Origin of the sequence: Mammaliicoccus lentus, from assembly GCF_947036595.1 — a bacterium.
GTDB classification, from domain to species: domain Bacteria; phylum Bacillota; class Bacilli; order Staphylococcales; family Staphylococcaceae; genus Mammaliicoccus; species Mammaliicoccus lentus.
The window spans coordinates 309133-325235 of the sequence record NZ_OX344834.1; the positions used below are offsets into that span (position 1 = coordinate 309133).

At 32.4% G+C, this 16103-nt stretch carries 13 protein-coding genes; 9 read left to right on the forward strand and 4 right to left on the reverse strand.

All coding sequences use genetic code 11. The annotated features are described in order from the left end of the window. Positions 1 to 58: 58 nt before the first annotated feature. Complete coding sequence (gene mbcS / locus ACNMOQ_RS01375; RefSeq protein ID WP_416350161.1) at positions 59 to 1639, reverse strand: acyl-CoA synthetase MbcS; 1581 nt, start codon at positions 1637 to 1639, stop codon at positions 59 to 61. A 408-nt stretch (positions 1640 to 2047) separates the two neighbouring features. Here mbcS and ACNMOQ_RS01380 point away from each other — a divergent pair, with 408 nt between their 5' ends. The 9 genes from ACNMOQ_RS01380 to ACNMOQ_RS01420 all read left to right on the forward strand — a co-directional run bounded on the left by ACNMOQ_RS01380 (position 2048) and on the right by ACNMOQ_RS01420 (position 13038). Then, positions 2048 to 3568 (forward strand): NADH dehydrogenase subunit 5, encoded by a 1521-nt coding sequence (locus tag ACNMOQ_RS01380; RefSeq protein WP_282862060.1) that lies wholly within the window; start codon positions 2048 to 2050, stop codon positions 3566 to 3568. Beyond that, the gene (locus tag ACNMOQ_RS01385) at positions 3561 to 6137 is read left to right on the forward strand and encodes a DUF2309 domain-containing protein (protein WP_282862059.1); all 2577 of its coding nucleotides are present in this window, start codon (positions 3561 to 3563) and stop codon (positions 6135 to 6137) included. The genes ACNMOQ_RS01380 and ACNMOQ_RS01385 overlap by 8 nt, the downstream gene beginning before the upstream one ends. A 40-nt stretch (positions 6138 to 6177) precedes the next feature. Beyond that, positions 6178 to 6666, forward strand: a complete 489-nt coding sequence (locus ACNMOQ_RS01390; protein WP_416350162.1) for a carbonic anhydrase — start codon at positions 6178 to 6180, stop codon at positions 6664 to 6666. Between the two features lie 34 nt (positions 6667 to 6700). Further along, complete coding sequence (locus ACNMOQ_RS01395) at positions 6701 to 7069, forward strand: Na-translocating system protein MpsC family protein (protein ID WP_218708213.1); 369 nt, start codon at positions 6701 to 6703, stop codon at positions 7067 to 7069. A 158-nt stretch (positions 7070 to 7227) separates the two neighbouring features. Next, positions 7228 to 8880: a Na/Pi cotransporter family protein gene (locus tag ACNMOQ_RS01400; protein WP_218708211.1), complete on the forward strand. Its 1653-nt coding sequence runs from the start codon at positions 7228 to 7230 to the stop codon at positions 8878 to 8880. 298 nt (positions 8881 to 9178) lie between these two features. Next, positions 9179 to 10255, forward strand: coding sequence for a Gfo/Idh/MocA family protein (locus ACNMOQ_RS01405; protein WP_416350163.1), 1077 nt, complete (start codon positions 9179 to 9181; stop codon positions 10253 to 10255). Positions 10256 to 10275: 20 nt separating this feature from the next. Further along, positions 10276 to 10992: a ThuA domain-containing protein gene (locus ACNMOQ_RS01410; RefSeq protein WP_017001009.1), complete on the forward strand. Its 717-nt coding sequence runs from the start codon at positions 10276 to 10278 to the stop codon at positions 10990 to 10992. Positions 10993 to 11003: 11 nt separating this feature from the next. Continuing rightward, positions 11004 to 12044 (forward strand): Gfo/Idh/MocA family protein, encoded by a 1041-nt coding sequence (locus ACNMOQ_RS01415; protein ID WP_194200415.1) that lies wholly within the window; start codon positions 11004 to 11006, stop codon positions 12042 to 12044. A 25-nt stretch (positions 12045 to 12069) separates the two neighbouring features. Continuing rightward, on the forward strand, positions 12070 to 13038 hold the full coding sequence (locus tag ACNMOQ_RS01420) for a sugar phosphate isomerase/epimerase family protein (protein ID WP_415363948.1): 969 nt from the start codon (positions 12070 to 12072) through the stop codon (positions 13036 to 13038). Between the two features lie 615 nt (positions 13039 to 13653). Here the strand turns inward: ACNMOQ_RS01420 and ACNMOQ_RS01425 are convergent. The 3 genes from ACNMOQ_RS01425 to scdA form a co-directional block, all read right to left on the reverse strand. Next, positions 13654 to 14520, reverse strand: coding sequence for a nuclease-related domain-containing protein (locus tag ACNMOQ_RS01425; RefSeq protein WP_315296311.1), 867 nt, complete (start codon positions 14518 to 14520; stop codon positions 13654 to 13656). Positions 14521 to 14634: 114 nt separating this feature from the next. Further along, on the reverse strand, positions 14635 to 15390 hold the full coding sequence (locus ACNMOQ_RS01430; RefSeq protein ID WP_218708182.1) for a class I SAM-dependent methyltransferase: 756 nt from the start codon (positions 15388 to 15390) through the stop codon (positions 14635 to 14637). 20 nt (positions 15391 to 15410) lie between these two features. Continuing rightward, a complete protein-coding gene (scdA, locus tag ACNMOQ_RS01435; protein WP_218688700.1) occupies positions 15411 to 16094 on the reverse strand; it encodes an iron-sulfur cluster repair di-iron protein ScdA in 684 nt (227 codons plus the stop codon). Positions 16095 to 16103: the final 9 nt, after the last annotated feature.

Genomic DNA, 16103 nt, shown 5'->3' on the forward strand with positions numbered 1-16103 from the left:
TCCTAATCCTTTGTGTTTAATTAATGGATTAGGAGCTTTTTGTTTATATAAGATTTAGTTATTTATTATATTTTTCTTGTTCTGCTTCTCTTAATTCTACGCGTCTTATTTTTCCTGAATTAGTTTTAGGTAATGTATTTACAAATTCAATCGCTCTTGGATATTTATAAGGTGCCACGTCTTGTTTTACGTATGTTTGTAGTTCTTTTACAAGTGCATCATCACCATCAACACCTTCTTGTAAAATAACAAAAGCTTTCACAATGTTACCGCGGATTTCATCTGGACTAGCTACGACTGCACACTCTTGTACTTTAGGGTGTTTCGTTAATGAGTCTTCAACTTCAAATGGCCCGATTGTATATCCTGAGCTAATGATAATGTCATCTTCTCTTCCTTTGAACCAGAAGTATCCATCTTCATCTAATCTTGCGCGGTCGCCTGTTACATAGTAGTTGCCTCTTTTTGAAGCTTCAGTACGTTCTTCATCTTTATAATAACCTTGGAATAAAGAAGGTGAATCTAATGACACAGCGATATCACCTGTTGAACCGTCTGTAATTGGTTCGCCATCTTCATCAATGATTGCGACATTACTGCCAGGAATTGCTTTACCCATTGCACCGATTCTGCTTTCAGTGTCTTTTAAGAATGCGATTAGCAATGTATTTTCAGTTTGACCGTAGCCGTCTCTAACTTTAATGTTAAAGTTTTCTTGGAATTTTTCTATTACCTCTTTGTTTAATGGTTCGCCTGCTGAAACAGCACTATGTAGATTTTTTAAAGTGTAATCAGCTAAGTTAGGAAGTTTAGCCATTAAACGGTATTCAGTTGGTGTACAGCAAAGCGCGTTAACCTCGTGTTTTTCTAGTAAATCTAAATATTTTTTAGCGTCAAATTTACCGTTGTATACAAGAGCTGTAGCACCTGAACCTAAAATTGATAAGAATGGGCTCCATACCCATTTTTGCCAGCCTGGAGCAGCAGTTGCCCAAACAGTATCGCCTTCACTAATGCTTAACCAATGTTTAGGTGCTGTTTGAATGTGAGCATATCCCCAACCATGTGTATGCACGACTGCTTTAGGAAGCCCAGTTGTACCTGACGTGTATGAAAGTAGCGCAATATCATCGCGGTTTGTTTTGTCTACTTCTAATGTTTCACTCGCGTCAGCTTTTTCTTTGTCTAAAGGAATCCAATTTTCTTCTTCATCACCGACGATGAATTTCGTTAATTGCTCATATTCTTTAATATTATAAAATTCATTTGTAGAATTGGAGATTGAAACGACTGCATCTATTTCACCGTGTGTAATTCTATGTTGTAAATCTTTAGTTCTTAACATTTCTGAACTTGGAATGATGATTAGCCCTGATTTTAATGCGGCAGTATAAATTTCGTAAGTCACAATCGATCTAGGCATCAGTATTAATATTTTGTCACCTTTTTTAAGCCCGTTGTTTTTAAAAACATTTCCGACTTTATTTGCGTTTTTCATTAAATCTGAATATGTAATATGTTGTACATCACCTGATATATCTTCAAAAACAATGGCTTCTTTTGTTTGCTCCACTGCATATTTTTCTATTTCATTAACGATATTATAAGTTTCAGGTGCGATTAAATTTGAATTGTCCATAACTATCTCCTTATATCTTTAGATTATTTATACATTTTAACAATGATTACTATTTAATACGAATAAATAAAACTTATAACATATAATTTAGGACTTTTTATTGACAATTTTACAAAATAAATATATGTTATAAAAGTATATAAAAAATAGCTTGGGTATAGATTCTTTAGCAATTGGCTAATATATATTGGTTAATTGAAAAAGAAGTTTACTAAAACTATTAATAAAAAATGAACTATTTCTCAGGAAATAATAAATATTATTCTATATTTTAATAATAAAGGAAGCAATACAAACAACGTTAAGTATGTTTGGTTGAAGCCGACAATTATAGCAAATCATTATGAATGATTTGTTTTAAATTGTCGGCTTTTTTATTTTTAAGTCATATATAAAGGAGTAGTCAATATGATGAGTTTATTAGTATTATTTTTCATCACATTAGTTATAGCGATTTTAAGCGGATTGTTATTTCTTATACATAAAGTACCATTACGTTACGCTAAATATCATTTAATCATTTTTTCGGTTCCTACATTTATTGCTTTAATTGGGACGATTTTTATTCGAGAAAATCTAGAAATTGGTCCATGGCATTTAGATGTATTATCTTGGCTACTTGCATTCTTTATATTGATGATTGGATTAATTATCCAAAGGTTTTCATTGAGATATTTATACGGAGATGCACATTATCGAAAGTATTTTACATTGTTTACGATAATGACAACTTTCGCCTCTGTAGCATGGTTGAGTGATGACTTGAGAATTATGACAGGACTGTGGGGCATCACGCTACTTTGTTTAACAATGTTAATAAAATTGAACAAACAATGGAAAGTGACAAAAGAAGCATCTAAAATAACAGGTATTTTGTTCTTAGTGAGTTGGCTTTCTTTATTATGTGCGATATTATTCGTGAATTATTTATCTGGAGAATGGGCAATTTCAGCAATATTTACTGTAGAAAATTTAAAATCATTTAATTCGTGGCAAGGTGTTATCATACAGCTTCTATTAATATTATCAGTGATTATTCCTGCCGCTCAATGGCCGTTCCATAGATGGCTTATAGAATCTGTTGCAGCACCAACACCTGTTTCAGCAATTATGCATGCTGGAATTGTAAATGTGGGTGGCGTTATTTTAACAAGATTTTCACCGATTTTTATGAACGAGTGGACGTTATCAATTTTACTTATTATTGCAAGTGTTTCTGTATTAATAGGTTCAGGCATCAGCTTAGTCCATGTAGATTATAAAAGGCAGTTAGTTGGATCTACGATGGGGCAAATGGGCTTTATGCTTATTCAATGTGCTTTAGGAGCTTATTCAGCTGCAATTATTCATCTCATATTACATGGATTGTTTAAAGCAACTTTATTCTTACGTTCAGGATCGGCTGTGAGACACTTTGAAGTGCCTACAAGAATGAATGAAAGCATATCTTATATTTGGGTGTTAGTCGGTCGTTTCTTAGCTGTATTTATAGGTATCACTTTTTGGTTGATTACCCCTTATAGTAGTTATCAATTCATAAGTGCACTTATATTAGCTTGGTCCTTATCTGTATCATGGACACAGCTTGTTGCATTTGGAGAAGGAAAATTAGGACGAATAATAGGTTTAGCAGCATTAGTCTCTATCGGTGTTGTATACTTCGCTATTCATAACTTCTTTCATCATTGGTTACAACAATTTGAATTTCAACTTGCAGAACCACCTTTCTTTGTTGTCACTGTCATGATTGCAATGTTGGTGTTAGGCAGTTTAATGAGCATGTGGATAGGAAGAAATAAATCTTCTCGCATATTCTTAATGACATATTTATGGCTTGTACATCTCGGAGAAGCAAAATATCACTCTGTTGAAAGTCATCCAAGATATTTGAAAGATCATTTTGTAAAAGGTGGTTATAAACATGGTTAATGTAATCTTAAATACGCAAAATATAAAAAATATCATACAATCAGCAAGTCGAGTTATCGTGCCGTTATCACCGATTTCAATTTTTGCTGCTAGACACCCGTGGGCTAATATGGAAGAACAAACTTTTGAAGAAGTCGCAAGATGGATAAAAGAAACACAAGAAATTAACATGTATGCCAATAAAAATATTATTAAATCTGCTATTAAAAAAGAAGAAATCAATGAATATTTTATTTCAAATAAATTAGAAGATTGGTTAGAAAAAGCAGACTATAAAATTGATAAAGAAGAATTACTCCAATTTGCACAGAAAGCTTTAAAAGGCATAACTTTAAAAGATGAAGTAGTTAAGCAATACGAAAAAGAATTAAAACAACATTATACTGTAGATGAATTTAATCTATCTAAAAATAAGAAAGTTAAAATGTTGAGTGCTTATCAACAAAGTAAATCAGGTGAACCATACAGTGATATATTGAACTATCATATTATAAAATGGTGCAAATTATATTTAGATAATGCTCAATCTGGTTGGTCGATGCCAACACATAATGAAAGTTTTTATAATGCTTGGAAAAAGATGGTCGTATTGGATCCTGCATTAAATAAAAATATACGTCAACAATTTAAAAATTTACCTGAAGATTCAATTGAAGCAATGGAATGTTGCTTAGATAATTTGAATATTGAACAACAACATATTCAATCTTATTTAGAATCGCATTTAATCTCATTACCAGGATGGGCTGGTATGATGCTTTGGTATGATGAAAAATCTAATCAAACAAAAAATCTGTTACAAGAATATTTAACGATTAGACTAGCTCTAGAATGGTCACTAATCGGAAATCTCGTACCTGAAGATTTATTAGAACAAGAAGTTGATTACACTTCAATAGTTGCATGGTTAGAGTGGGGAGATTTCACTTTAGAAAAATGGCTAGCATTACCAAAAGATAAACAAAAGGAATATATACGATTTTCTCTTGATTTTGATGAGATTACACGTAAGAAAATATTGTTAGAAGCATGGGAAGATACTTATGAATTAAGTTTAAGACAAGAAATTAACTCTCAACATGTTAATAACATGCCAATACAAGAAACGAAAGCGCAATTGGCATTCTGTATAGATACAAGATCAGAACCTTTCAGAAGACAGTTAGAAATGGAAGGACCATTTGAAACGATTGGTATCGCGGGTTTTTTCGGTTTACCAATAGAAAAATGTGAATTAGGGCATCAACATACGCATAATTCATTACCGGTTATGAACCAACCGCTACATAAAATTCAAGAATTTGAAGCGAACAGTAATGAAAATGATTATGTGGATAAGAAGAAAACAGTATCTTCCTTAATTTATACTTTTAAAAAGATGAAACAAAATGTATTACCTAGTTTATTATTACCGGAACTAACTGGACCATGGCTTAGTATTCAAACTATTACAAGAAGCTTTATGCCGAAAAGTTCAGGTAGTATCATTAATAAATTTAACGATACATTTTTGAAAAAACCTGAAACAACATTAACAATTAACGAGCATGAACATAATCATGGACAACAAGATAGTTTGCCAATTGGTTTTACAGAAAAAGAAAAAATCAATTATACGGCAGAAGCTTTAAAATTAATGAGTTTAACTGAAGGTTTTGCTCCGCTAGTTGTGATATGCGGTCATGGTAGTCACACAGCTAACAACCCTTATTCAGCTTCTCTAGATTGTGGTGCTTGTGGCGGTTCAGCAAGTGGTTTCAATGCTAAAGTACTAGCGACGTTATGTAATTTACCTGAAGTTAGAACAGGACTGCTTAAACATCATATTTTTATACCTGAAGAGACAGTGTTTATCGCAGCAGAACATTGTACAACAATTGATGAGCTTGAATGGATATATGTTCCGGAATTATCGAAAGAAGCTGAAGAATCATATATATTATTAAAAAATACAATTCCAGAAGTGAGTCGCAAAGCTAACGAGTTGAGATTAACACAATTACCAGGCATTCATTACGATAAGAAAAATGCTACTAAAGAAGCTAAGAAAATATCTAGTGACTGGAGTGAAGTGCGTCCTGAATGGGGATTAGCACGAAATGCATCATTTATAATTGGTCAAAGACAATTAACTAAGAAGCGACAATTAAATGGAAGGTCGTTCTTGCACAATTATGATTGGAGAAAGGATCAAGATGGCGTTTTATTGAATACTATTTTGACAGGACCAGCGACTGTTTCCCAATGGATAAACCTACAATATTACGCTTCGACAGTTGCTCCACACTTTTATGGAAGTGGCAGTAAAGCGACTCAAACAGTTACTTCGGGCATTGGTGTAATGCAAGGTAATGCTAGTGATTTATTAACAGGGTTACCGTGGCAATCTGTTATGAAATCAGATGAAGATTTTTATCATTCACCAATTCGACTATTAATCGTTATACAAGCACCTAATCATTACATTGAACGTTTATTAAATAAAAATGAAGTGTTAAACACCAAATTGAAAAATGGTTGGTTATTAATTTCAAGTATTAATGAACATGGAGAATGGATTAAATGGTAAACAGATAGAAAGCAATTTTTTGCTGAGAGGATGTATAATGATGAACGAAGAAAATAATATATTGATATTAGGTGAATTAAATACACATTCAGAAGACGAATTTGTTAGACAAGTGTTTGATAAGACAGCTCATGTGTTTACTATAAATAGTTATCAATCAGAAATAGCGCAAGCATATGGAGAAGTTATGAGATCAATCATTATATCGATTTATCAGAAAGACATTCGAGAAATATACATCATTGGTAAAGACGAGGCTTATAATTTACCTAATATTGACTTACCTAAAAAGATTAAAAGCATGGAAAGTCGTTTAAAAACGATAGACTATTTATTTGAGAATTGTAAGCCAGAAATGAATGGTGAAAGTATTATAGATTGGTTAAATGGTGAACGTGATGTTCATAAACGAATTGAAGAAAGTGTTAACCAGATTTATAACCATCCATTAGTACCGGAAAATATTAAAATTTCCGGGATAATATTCAAAGAAAATGATGCAGAAACAATTATTCAAGAAACAACTTAAAGAGTATTTATCAATTTGTGAGGAGATGAAAGATATGGACATGACGAAAGGATACTGTGAATCTACAATAAGTAAAGCTATCACACAATGGGAAAAAGAATATTTAGGTAGAGGTTCATTGTCAGTGAAGACAGATATTTTAAGAGATATGATTATTGTAGATTTACAAGGTATTTTAACACCTGCTGAATACAAAGTCTCTGAAACAAAGGAAGGTTTACTTTCCATCAAACGTACAAGATCTACTTTAGTAGAATCAGATATTTCACATCTTTATGACATAATATTTAATATAACTAATGAAAAAGTTGATAGTTTTCATACTGATTTAAGTTCCCGTACTGGCGAACGTATGATGATTTTTAAAATGTACAATAATGTGGAAGATTTATTTAATAAATAGGGTTGATTTGTACATGTTTATTTGCGACAATTTCATAGTTCTTTTGTATTTAAAAGAAAATAGTTGAATTAAACGAAACTTAATATAAAATTTACATTAGATTAACAATTATCGTTTAATATTCACAATGGTTACAAAAAATTTAATTGAGGTGTCTTATGGAATTGTCGGCTCTAGAAATTATCTTTACTTTTATAGGTGGTTTAGGTATATTTCTTTATGGTATTAAGCAAATGGGAGACGGGTTACAAGCTGCAGCAGGAGATAGACTGAGAAGTATTTTAAATAGATTTACTAGCAACCCAATAATGGGTGTATTAGCTGGTATGATTGTCACAATTTTGATTCAAAGTAGTTCAGGTACAACAGTTATTACGATAGGCTTAGTAAGCGCAGGATTTATGACGCTAAGACAAGCAATTGGTGTCGTAATGGGTGCAAATATCGGTACAACAGTTACTGCATTTATTATTGGTATTGATATTGGGGAATATTCTTTACCTATTTTAGCAATTGGTGCATTTTTAATATTCTTTGTTCAAAAACGTAAAGTTAAGAACGTTGGTATGATATTCTTTGGCTTCGGGTCTTTATTCTATGGGTTAGAGCTGATGAGTGGCGCAGTAAAACCTTTAGCTAATTTAGATGGTTTCCATGATATTATGCTAAGTATGTCTCATTCACCGATACTAGGTGTTGCTGCAGGAACATTTGTAACATTAATCGTTCAAAGTTCTAGTGCAACAATTGGTATATTGCAAGGATTCTTTGCGAATGATTTAATATCATTACACGGAGCGTTACCTATTTTACTAGGTGATAACATAGGTACAACAATTACAGCTGTATTAGCGAGTTTAGCAGGTTCATTAGCAGCTAAACGCGTTGCGGTTACACATGTACTGTTTAACTTAATCGGTGCGGCAATATTCTTATTAATTTTACCGATTTATGAAGCGGCTGTTACATGGATGCAAGGTGCATTTAGATTAAATCCAGAAATGGTAATCGCATTTGCACATGGTACATTTAACATTACAAACACATTGATTCAATTACCATTTATTTTTGTATTAGCGTGGTTAGTTACAAAAATTATTCCTGGTGAAGATTTAAATGAAAAATATAAACCTAAATATTTAGATAATAACTTAATCAATAGAGCGCCGAGTATTGCATTGCAAGAAGCGCAAGATGAAATTAGAAACATCGGAAAGTTATCAATGTCTATGCTTGAAAAAGTAGATCACACAGATGATAAAGCTGTTAAAAAACATAAACAAAAACACGCTGCCATCGAGAATATGTATGATAATGTTAGACAATATTTAAATAAATTGTCAGAGAAAAAATTATCAGCAAAAGACGGAGAACGTCTATCTGTATTATATGATGTGAATAGAACAATTTTGAAAGTATCAGCACTAACAGAATCTTATTTAGATGAACTGCAGAAAAAAGAATCATCTGATATTCGAATCTCAGAAAAAGCTGAGCAAAGTATAGATAGACTTTATGAACATGTTAAAATTTCATATGAAAAAACATTCGAAGCATTTGATGTATATGATTATGTTAAAAAAGATGAGGTTGTAAAACGAAGTGAAGATTCATATTTATTAGAACACGACTTAAGAAAGAAACATATTAAACGTTTAAGTTCTGGCGAATGTTCACCAGAAGGCAGTCTTGTATATATAGATATGATTTCAATATTAGAGCGTATAGGGTATCATTCAAGGAACATTTCAGAATCAATGATTAACCTTGGAGAAGATACGTATACTCAAACATCTGAAGTAAGATTATAAAAATAAGCATATCACTTAACTGATTATTTCAGTTTAAAAGTGATATGCTTATTTATTTTGAGTTAGAATTTATGTCCGAGAATATTGAGAATAAGCTAAAAAATCGCGGAAATATTTTCATCAGATGAAAATATATTCTAATACGAACAATAAGTTTCTAAACAAGTGTTATTGATTGGTGTTTATCATTATTTAATTTACGATATGTATAAAGAGTAATATTTATAAATTTTTATAACATTAAATGTAAGCGTTTGCTAAAATGAAAATTAATTATAATTGAAAAGGGGAAATAGCGATGCAATTAAATGTAGGTATTATAGGTTGTGGTGGTATAGCGAATGGCAAGCATTTACCAAGCTTGCAGAAAATTGAAGAAGTAAATATTGTAGCATTTTGTGATATAGATGTAGAGAAGGCTGAAGTAGCAGCAGACTATTACGGTACTGAACAAGCAAAGGCTTATGCAGATTATAAAGAGTTGTTGAAAGATGAAACGATTGATGTTATTCACGTTTGTACGCCAAATAGTTCGCATAAAGAATTAACAATTGCTTCATTGGAAGCAGGCAAGCATGTGATGTGTGAAAAACCAATGGCTAAGACAACTGAAGAAGCACAAGAAATGATTGAAGCAGCTAAAAGAACAGGTAAGAAATTAACGATTGGTTATCAAAATCGTTTTAGACCAGATAGCCAGTACTTACGTCAAGTAACACAACGTGGAGATTTAGGGGATATATATTATGGTAAAGCACATGCTATACGTAGAAGAGCAGTGCCTACGTGGGGTGTATTCTTAGATGAAGAACAACAAGGTGGAGGCCCGTTAATTGATATTGGAACACATGCACTTGATTTAACATTATGGATGATGGATAACTATGAACCTGAATCAGTAATGGGGTCAACTTTTCATAAATTAGGTAAAAAAGAAAATGCAGCAAATGCTTGGGGGCCATGGGATCCTAAGGAATTTACTGTAGAAGATTCTGCATTTGGATTTATCAAGATGAAAGATGGTGCAACAATCGTTTTAGAATCAAGTTGGGCGCTTAATTCACTTAATGTAGATGAAGCTAAATGTGAACTTTCAGGAACTGAAGGTGGAGCAGACATGAAAGATGGCTTAAGAATACATGGTGAAGACTTTGGTTCACTATATACAACTCAAGTTGAACTTGAAAATAAAGGCGTGGACTTTTATGAAGGAGAACAAGTTGACGAAGCAGAAGTGGAAGCGCGTTCATGGATTGATAGTATTTTGAATGATACTGATCCTGTCGTAAAACCTGAAGAAGCTATTGTCATCACTCAAATATTAGAAGGTATATATAAATCTGCGAAAACAGGAAAAGCTGTTTATTTTGAATAATAACTAAAGGGGATGTCTAAATGAATATAACAGTATGGAATGAATTTCGTCACGAAGTAGAAAGCGAAGAAATTAAGAAAGTTTACCCAAAAGGCATTCATAATGTCATAGCTGAATTTTTAAGTGAAAAACACAATGTTAAAACAGCAACATTGGATGAACGAGAACACGGTTTAACTGATGATGTATTAAATCAGACAGATGTCTTAATTTGGTGGGGACATAAAGCTCACGATGAAGTAGAAGATTCAATTGTTGAAAAAGTAAAGCAGCGCGTACTAGATGGAATGGGATTAATTGTTTTACATTCAGCACATTTCTCTAAAATATTTAAAAGCTTGATGGGGACAACATGTGATTTAAAATGGCGTGAAGCAGATGATAGAGAAAGACTTTGGGTTGTAGATCCTACTCACCCAATAACAGAAGGTTTAGACTCATATATCGAATTAGAAAAAGAAGAAATGTACGGCGAGCACTTTGATATACCAGCACCAGATGAAACAGTATTTATAAGTTGGTTTGAAGGCGGAGAAGTATTCCGTAGTGGCGCAACTTTCAAACGTGGAAACGGAAAAATATTTTATTTTAGACCTGGACATGAAAGCTATCCTACATATTATAACTCACAAATACAGCACGTTATTAAAAATGCAGTGGAATGGGCTGAAAACCGTAACACTCCTAAACATCAATATGGTAATGCTCAACCGTTAGAGCATATCAGTGAGAAATAGGTGAGTGAATTATGGACAAATTAAAATTAGGTATGATAGGCGTTGGAGGTATTGCTCAAAACAGACATATACCTGCATTTAAACAATTAAAAGGTACTGCTCAAATTGTAGGTGTTCAAGACATTAACTATGATTTAGCACAACAAGTAGCTAAAGAACATATGATACCTCATGTGTTTAAAGATTATGAAGAAATGTTTAACGAAGTAGATGCAGTTGTAATATGCACACCGAATAAGTTTCATGCAGAGATAAGTATTGCGGCGTTAAATGCAGGTGTTCATGTATTTTGTGAAAAACCAATGGCCATGAATAAAGAAGAATGTGATGCGATGATTGAAGCGGCTAATAGAGCAAATAAATTGTTAGCTATTGGATACCATTATCGATTTACAGATGCTGCTATTACAGCTCATAAAGCAATTGAAGGTGGCACTGTAGGGAGTCCTCTTGTTACAAGAGTTCAAGCAATGCGTAGACGTAAAGTACCTGGATGGGGAGTTTTTACAAATAAAGAACTACAAGGCGGTGGAAGTCTAATAGATTACGGCTGTCATTTATTAGATTTATCACTTTGGTTACTTGAGGATGTTCAACCTGTTGAAGTATTAGGTAAAACTTATAACCGATTAAGTAAAACACCTAATCAAATTAATGACTGGGGAACATTTGATAGTAGTACTTTTGAAGTGGACGATCATGTTTCTAGTTTTATTACATTTGACGATCAGTCTACTATGCAATTTGAGTGTTCTTGGTCAGCGAACATTAAAGAAGATAACATACATTTAAGTATTTCAGGCGTTGATGGAGGATTGAATGTGTATCCATTTGAAATATATCAACCTAAATTTGGTAACTTTTTTAATGAAAAAGCTGTAGCAGAACATAATGAGGATTTAGCAGCACAGAGACAAGCCATGAATTTTGTAAACAGTTGTTTAGGACTAGAATCTTTAATTGTACAACCAGAACAAGCTCGAAAAGTCAGTCTCATTATAGATGCAATATATAGAAGCAGTGAAGAAGGACGTAGTGTTAGATTAACTTAATATCAAATATAAAGGAGCGATACATATGAAAATAGGTGTGTTTACAGTACTTTTTCAAGATAAATCATTTGAGGAAATGTTAGATTATGTCGCGAATTCAGGTTTGAAGATGGTAGAAATCGGAACAGGTGGTAACCCGGGAAATCATTTTTGTGATGTTGATGCATTATTAGAAAGTGAAGCTAAACGTGAATCTTTCATGGATGCGATTAAACAACGCGGATTAGAAATTAGTGCGTTTAGTTGTCACGATAATCCAGTTTCACCGAATGAAGAACATGCTAAACAAGCACACGATACATTTATTAAAACAGTGAAACTTGCATCGATTTTAGGAGTGCCTGTAGTCAATACATTTTCAGGTATACCAGGATCAGATGAAGATGCGAAACATCCAAACTGGCCAGTTACACCATGGCCAACAGCATACTCAGAAATTTATGAATGGCAATGGGAAGAGAAGCTTATACCTTATTGGAAAGAAGCGGCACAATTTGCTAAAGATCATAACGTTAAAATCGGAATAGAATTACATGCTGGATTTTCGGTGCACACACCACATACGTTATTAAAATTAAGAGAAGCAACTAACGATGCAATAGGAGCGAATCTAGATCCAAGTCATTTATGGTGGCAAGGTATTGATCCTGTAGCTGCTATAAAAATACTGGGCAAAGCAAACGCTATTCATCACTTCCATGCAAAAGACACATACATTGATCAGGAAAATGTAAATATGTACGGATTAACAGACATGCAACCATATGGCTCCGTACAATCTAGAGCATGGACATTTAGATCTGTCGGTTATGGACATAGCCCTCAAGTATGGGGTGATATAATAAGCGCATTAAGAATCAATGGATATGATTACGTCGTGAGTATTGAACATGAAGATCCTATAATGTCCGTAGAAGAAGGCTTCCAAAAAGCAGTACAAAATCTACAATCAGTAAATATAAACGAAAAACTCGAAAATATTTGGTGGGCATGATGAAAACCATGACCTTAGCTCGTGTAAAACTCGCTAAGGTCATGGTTTTATTTTAGGTTGAAATTTTGGGTGCACTTCATAAAGACGTGTGTATTTGGATTATTGAGGTAGAAAATCCAATAAAAGTGTAGTTAGTTGGATTATTGAGGTAGAAAATCCAATAAAAGTGTAGTTAGTTGGATTATTGAGGTAGAAAATCCAATAAGGGTATGTCTACTTGGATTATTGAGATAGAAAATCCAATAAGAGGGTGTGTATTTGGATTATTGAGATAGAAAATCCAATAAGAGGGTGTGTATTTGGATTATTGAGATAGAAAATCCAATAAAAGTGTAGTTAGTTGGATTATTGAGGTAGAAAATCCAATAAAGGTGTAGTTAGTTGGATTATTGAGGTAGAAAATCCAATAAAAGTGTAGTTAGTTGGATTATTGTCGTAGTTAATCCAATAAAGGTGTGGTTAGTTGGATTATTGTTGTAGTAAATCCAATAAGAGTGTGGTTAGTTGGATTAATGAGATAGAAAATCCAATAAAGGTATGTCTACTTGGATTATTGAGATAGAAAATCCAATAAGAATGCTGCTCTTACAACAATGGTGCTTTTTATTGAACACATCAAATATAATATTGAATTTTTCGTTGACCTTCTTTTTTGAAGTGTTGGTTACATAATTTTCTAATTGCCCATTCATTTCCATCACACCATATTTGAGCTTCTTTCAAAGTAAAAGGTTCGTTTTTCAATATATATAATTCTTTTAAGTTTTCTAAATATAGTAATTGTCTTGCAATTTTCTTCGAACAATACATACATTCTCCAAACCTCTTATGACTATTTAATTGTATGTGTCCTATTTTTCTGCATTGTGGGCACCTTAATCCAGGATTTATTTGGTCAAAAGGTAATAAATTCTTTGGATAGATTTTCGAAAAATCTTTCTTCAAGGTCTTTATTCTATTCAAAATAATTTTATTTTCTTCTATTTTATAATTTTTAATTAATTTTGGGATTTTGTGTAATTCTGTAGGTAGTAGTACTTGATTGCGATGAGGGATTTCTGTATGAAGCGTAAATGTAGGGTTAGTAAAGATGAGATAGGATTCAACTGTGCGTTTGATATCAAGTTTAGATTTCATAAGTTCCAGTTCAAACTCAGCCCGCTTCATCTGCTGAAAAGGTGTTTGAAATATATTTCCATAGCTATTTTTAAGTTGGTTATCAATTATATAGTAGTCACCTTTGTAGTGTTTAATTTCTAAATTCATAATTTTTTCGTCGTCGACAATTAAAAAATCAATTTGAACTTTATTGTTTATATCCAATTCGATATCATGCACATAATTTAACTTAAGTTCTTGATCTAATATTTGTTTAATTAATTCTTCGCCTTCTATTCCTTTTATTTGTCTAAATAATTCTCGAGTTGTTTCATTTTGTTCTAAGCGACCGTTTAGCGCTTTTAAATAAGTGGCATATTCCATATACCTACCTCCTATTTTTTTACAATAATTATATAATATTAATTTATTTAAGACAAAAAATCACTTGTCGATTTAACAAGTGATTTTTATTTCAGCCGAATATTTAAGTGTAATTTATTTTCTAACAGCATGAACAATGTAGTTCATATCAGCTTTATATCTTTTCATTGTTTTGAACATTTTTATGAACATTGAGCGATTTTCTTTTTTTAATGCATTTTTGATGATTTTTAATGTTCCTAAAATACCTTCATCTCGAATCATTCCTGATGGTGTCATAAGTGTTAATGCTCCAACTTTAGATTTGATATTATTGAATCCTGCTTCTTTATAGAGTTTGTACCATTCTGCAGTTGGTAATGGAGTTACTTTAATATTGATTGCGTCACTTAAATTCTGAATGATTTCGTCTTTAGAATCGATGTTAATAATAGCAATGTCGTGTGTGAGTACTACACCTCCTGGTTTTAGTACGCGATAATATTCTTTTAAGGCTTGTTCTTTTGCTTTTATCGGTAACATAGTGAGCATTGCTTCGTTAAGAATAATATCGAATTGCTCATCTTCAAATGGTAAGTTCATCGCATTTGCTTTTTGCAGATGAATTAAGTGTGATACATGCTCGTATGCTATATTTTGCGCACCTTTTTCTAAAGCTTTTGAGTTTAAATCAACGCCTTCAATTTTGCAGCCGTATGTTTTAGCTAATTGTATAGATGTTGTACACATGTTACATCCGACTTCTAATACTTTTTTATCTTTTGAAAAATGTCCTTGATTAATTAACCACTCTGTTGCTATTTTGCCTCCTGGTCTTAAGCGTTTTTTGCCTAACTTAGCTAAAAAAGTATGTCCGGCTTCTTTCCTCATTTCTTTCACTCCTTTAATAATCATAAAAATTGTTTGTATTTTTTGAATAAGACGTGGTTTTCTAAATGTACATGTGCGTGTGTGTCGCGTTCTAATTGTTCTAATCGTTGGTATACAAGCCTCCATGTACCACATGCTTCTAATGGTGGTTGATAATCAATTGTGATTGAACGAATTTTACTTAATAATTGACCTGCTTCTTCGTGGTCATCGATAAGAGACATAATAGTTTCAGAAAGATTATCTACATGTTGACCAGAATAAGCATCAAGTAGTTTTGGAAATGAGTATTGATCTTCTTCTTCAATGTGTGTTAAAAGTGTTTGTTTCAATTGAGAGTATAAATCTTTTAATTCTAATAAATATGGATTGTTAGCACCATGTACTTTAGATAATTTTGTAATATATGGGGTAAGTTTCTTTAATTCATATCTTAATGTTTCATGATAACGAGATTGAATATATTGAATAAGTGATGGTGCGTTTAAATATTTTATATCAAATCCATCATTAATACTTGATTGACGAATATTATTTAACTCGTTTAATAAAGTATTTAAATCAACATTATTGCTAGAATAAACTGCATTTTCGATTGAAACATCACCACCGCAACAAAAATCAATACCGTATTTTCGGAAAACATCAGCGGATTGTGGTATATCTGTTACTACATCTGCAACATGGCGTTCTTTAGTGATCATTTAAAAGCC

What these genes read in the sequence shown, in the direction of transcription:
- mbcS (WP_416350161.1), bottom strand. Translation starts at nt 1,639, where the DNA reads ATGGACAATTCAAATTTAATCGCACCTGAAACTTATAATATCGTTAAT.
- ACNMOQ_RS01380 (WP_282862060.1), top strand. Translation starts at nt 2,048, where the DNA reads ATGATGAGTTTATTAGTATTATTTTTCATCACATTAGTTATAGCGATT.
- ACNMOQ_RS01385 (WP_282862059.1), top strand. Translation starts at nt 3,561, where the DNA reads ATGGTTAATGTAATCTTAAATACGCAAAATATAAAAAATATCATACAA.
- ACNMOQ_RS01390 (WP_416350162.1), top strand. Translation starts at nt 6,178, where the DNA reads ATGAACGAAGAAAATAATATATTGATATTAGGTGAATTAAATACACAT.
- ACNMOQ_RS01395 (WP_218708213.1), top strand. Translation starts at nt 6,701, where the DNA reads ATGGACATGACGAAAGGATACTGTGAATCTACAATAAGTAAAGCTATC.
- ACNMOQ_RS01400 (WP_218708211.1), top strand. Translation starts at nt 7,228, where the DNA reads ATGGAATTGTCGGCTCTAGAAATTATCTTTACTTTTATAGGTGGTTTA.
- ACNMOQ_RS01405 (WP_416350163.1), top strand. Translation starts at nt 9,179, where the DNA reads ATGCAATTAAATGTAGGTATTATAGGTTGTGGTGGTATAGCGAATGGC.
- ACNMOQ_RS01410 (WP_017001009.1), top strand. Translation starts at nt 10,276, where the DNA reads ATGAATATAACAGTATGGAATGAATTTCGTCACGAAGTAGAAAGCGAA.
- ACNMOQ_RS01415 (WP_194200415.1), top strand. Translation starts at nt 11,004, where the DNA reads ATGGACAAATTAAAATTAGGTATGATAGGCGTTGGAGGTATTGCTCAA.
- ACNMOQ_RS01420 (WP_415363948.1), top strand. Translation starts at nt 12,070, where the DNA reads ATGAAAATAGGTGTGTTTACAGTACTTTTTCAAGATAAATCATTTGAG.
- ACNMOQ_RS01425 (WP_315296311.1), bottom strand. Translation starts at nt 14,520, where the DNA reads ATGGAATATGCCACTTATTTAAAAGCGCTAAACGGTCGCTTAGAACAA.
- ACNMOQ_RS01430 (WP_218708182.1), bottom strand. Translation starts at nt 15,390, where the DNA reads ATGAGGAAAGAAGCCGGACATACTTTTTTAGCTAAGTTAGGCAAAAAA.
- scdA (WP_218688700.1), bottom strand. Translation starts at nt 16,094, where the DNA reads ATGATCACTAAAGAACGCCATGTTGCAGATGTAGTAACAGATATACCA.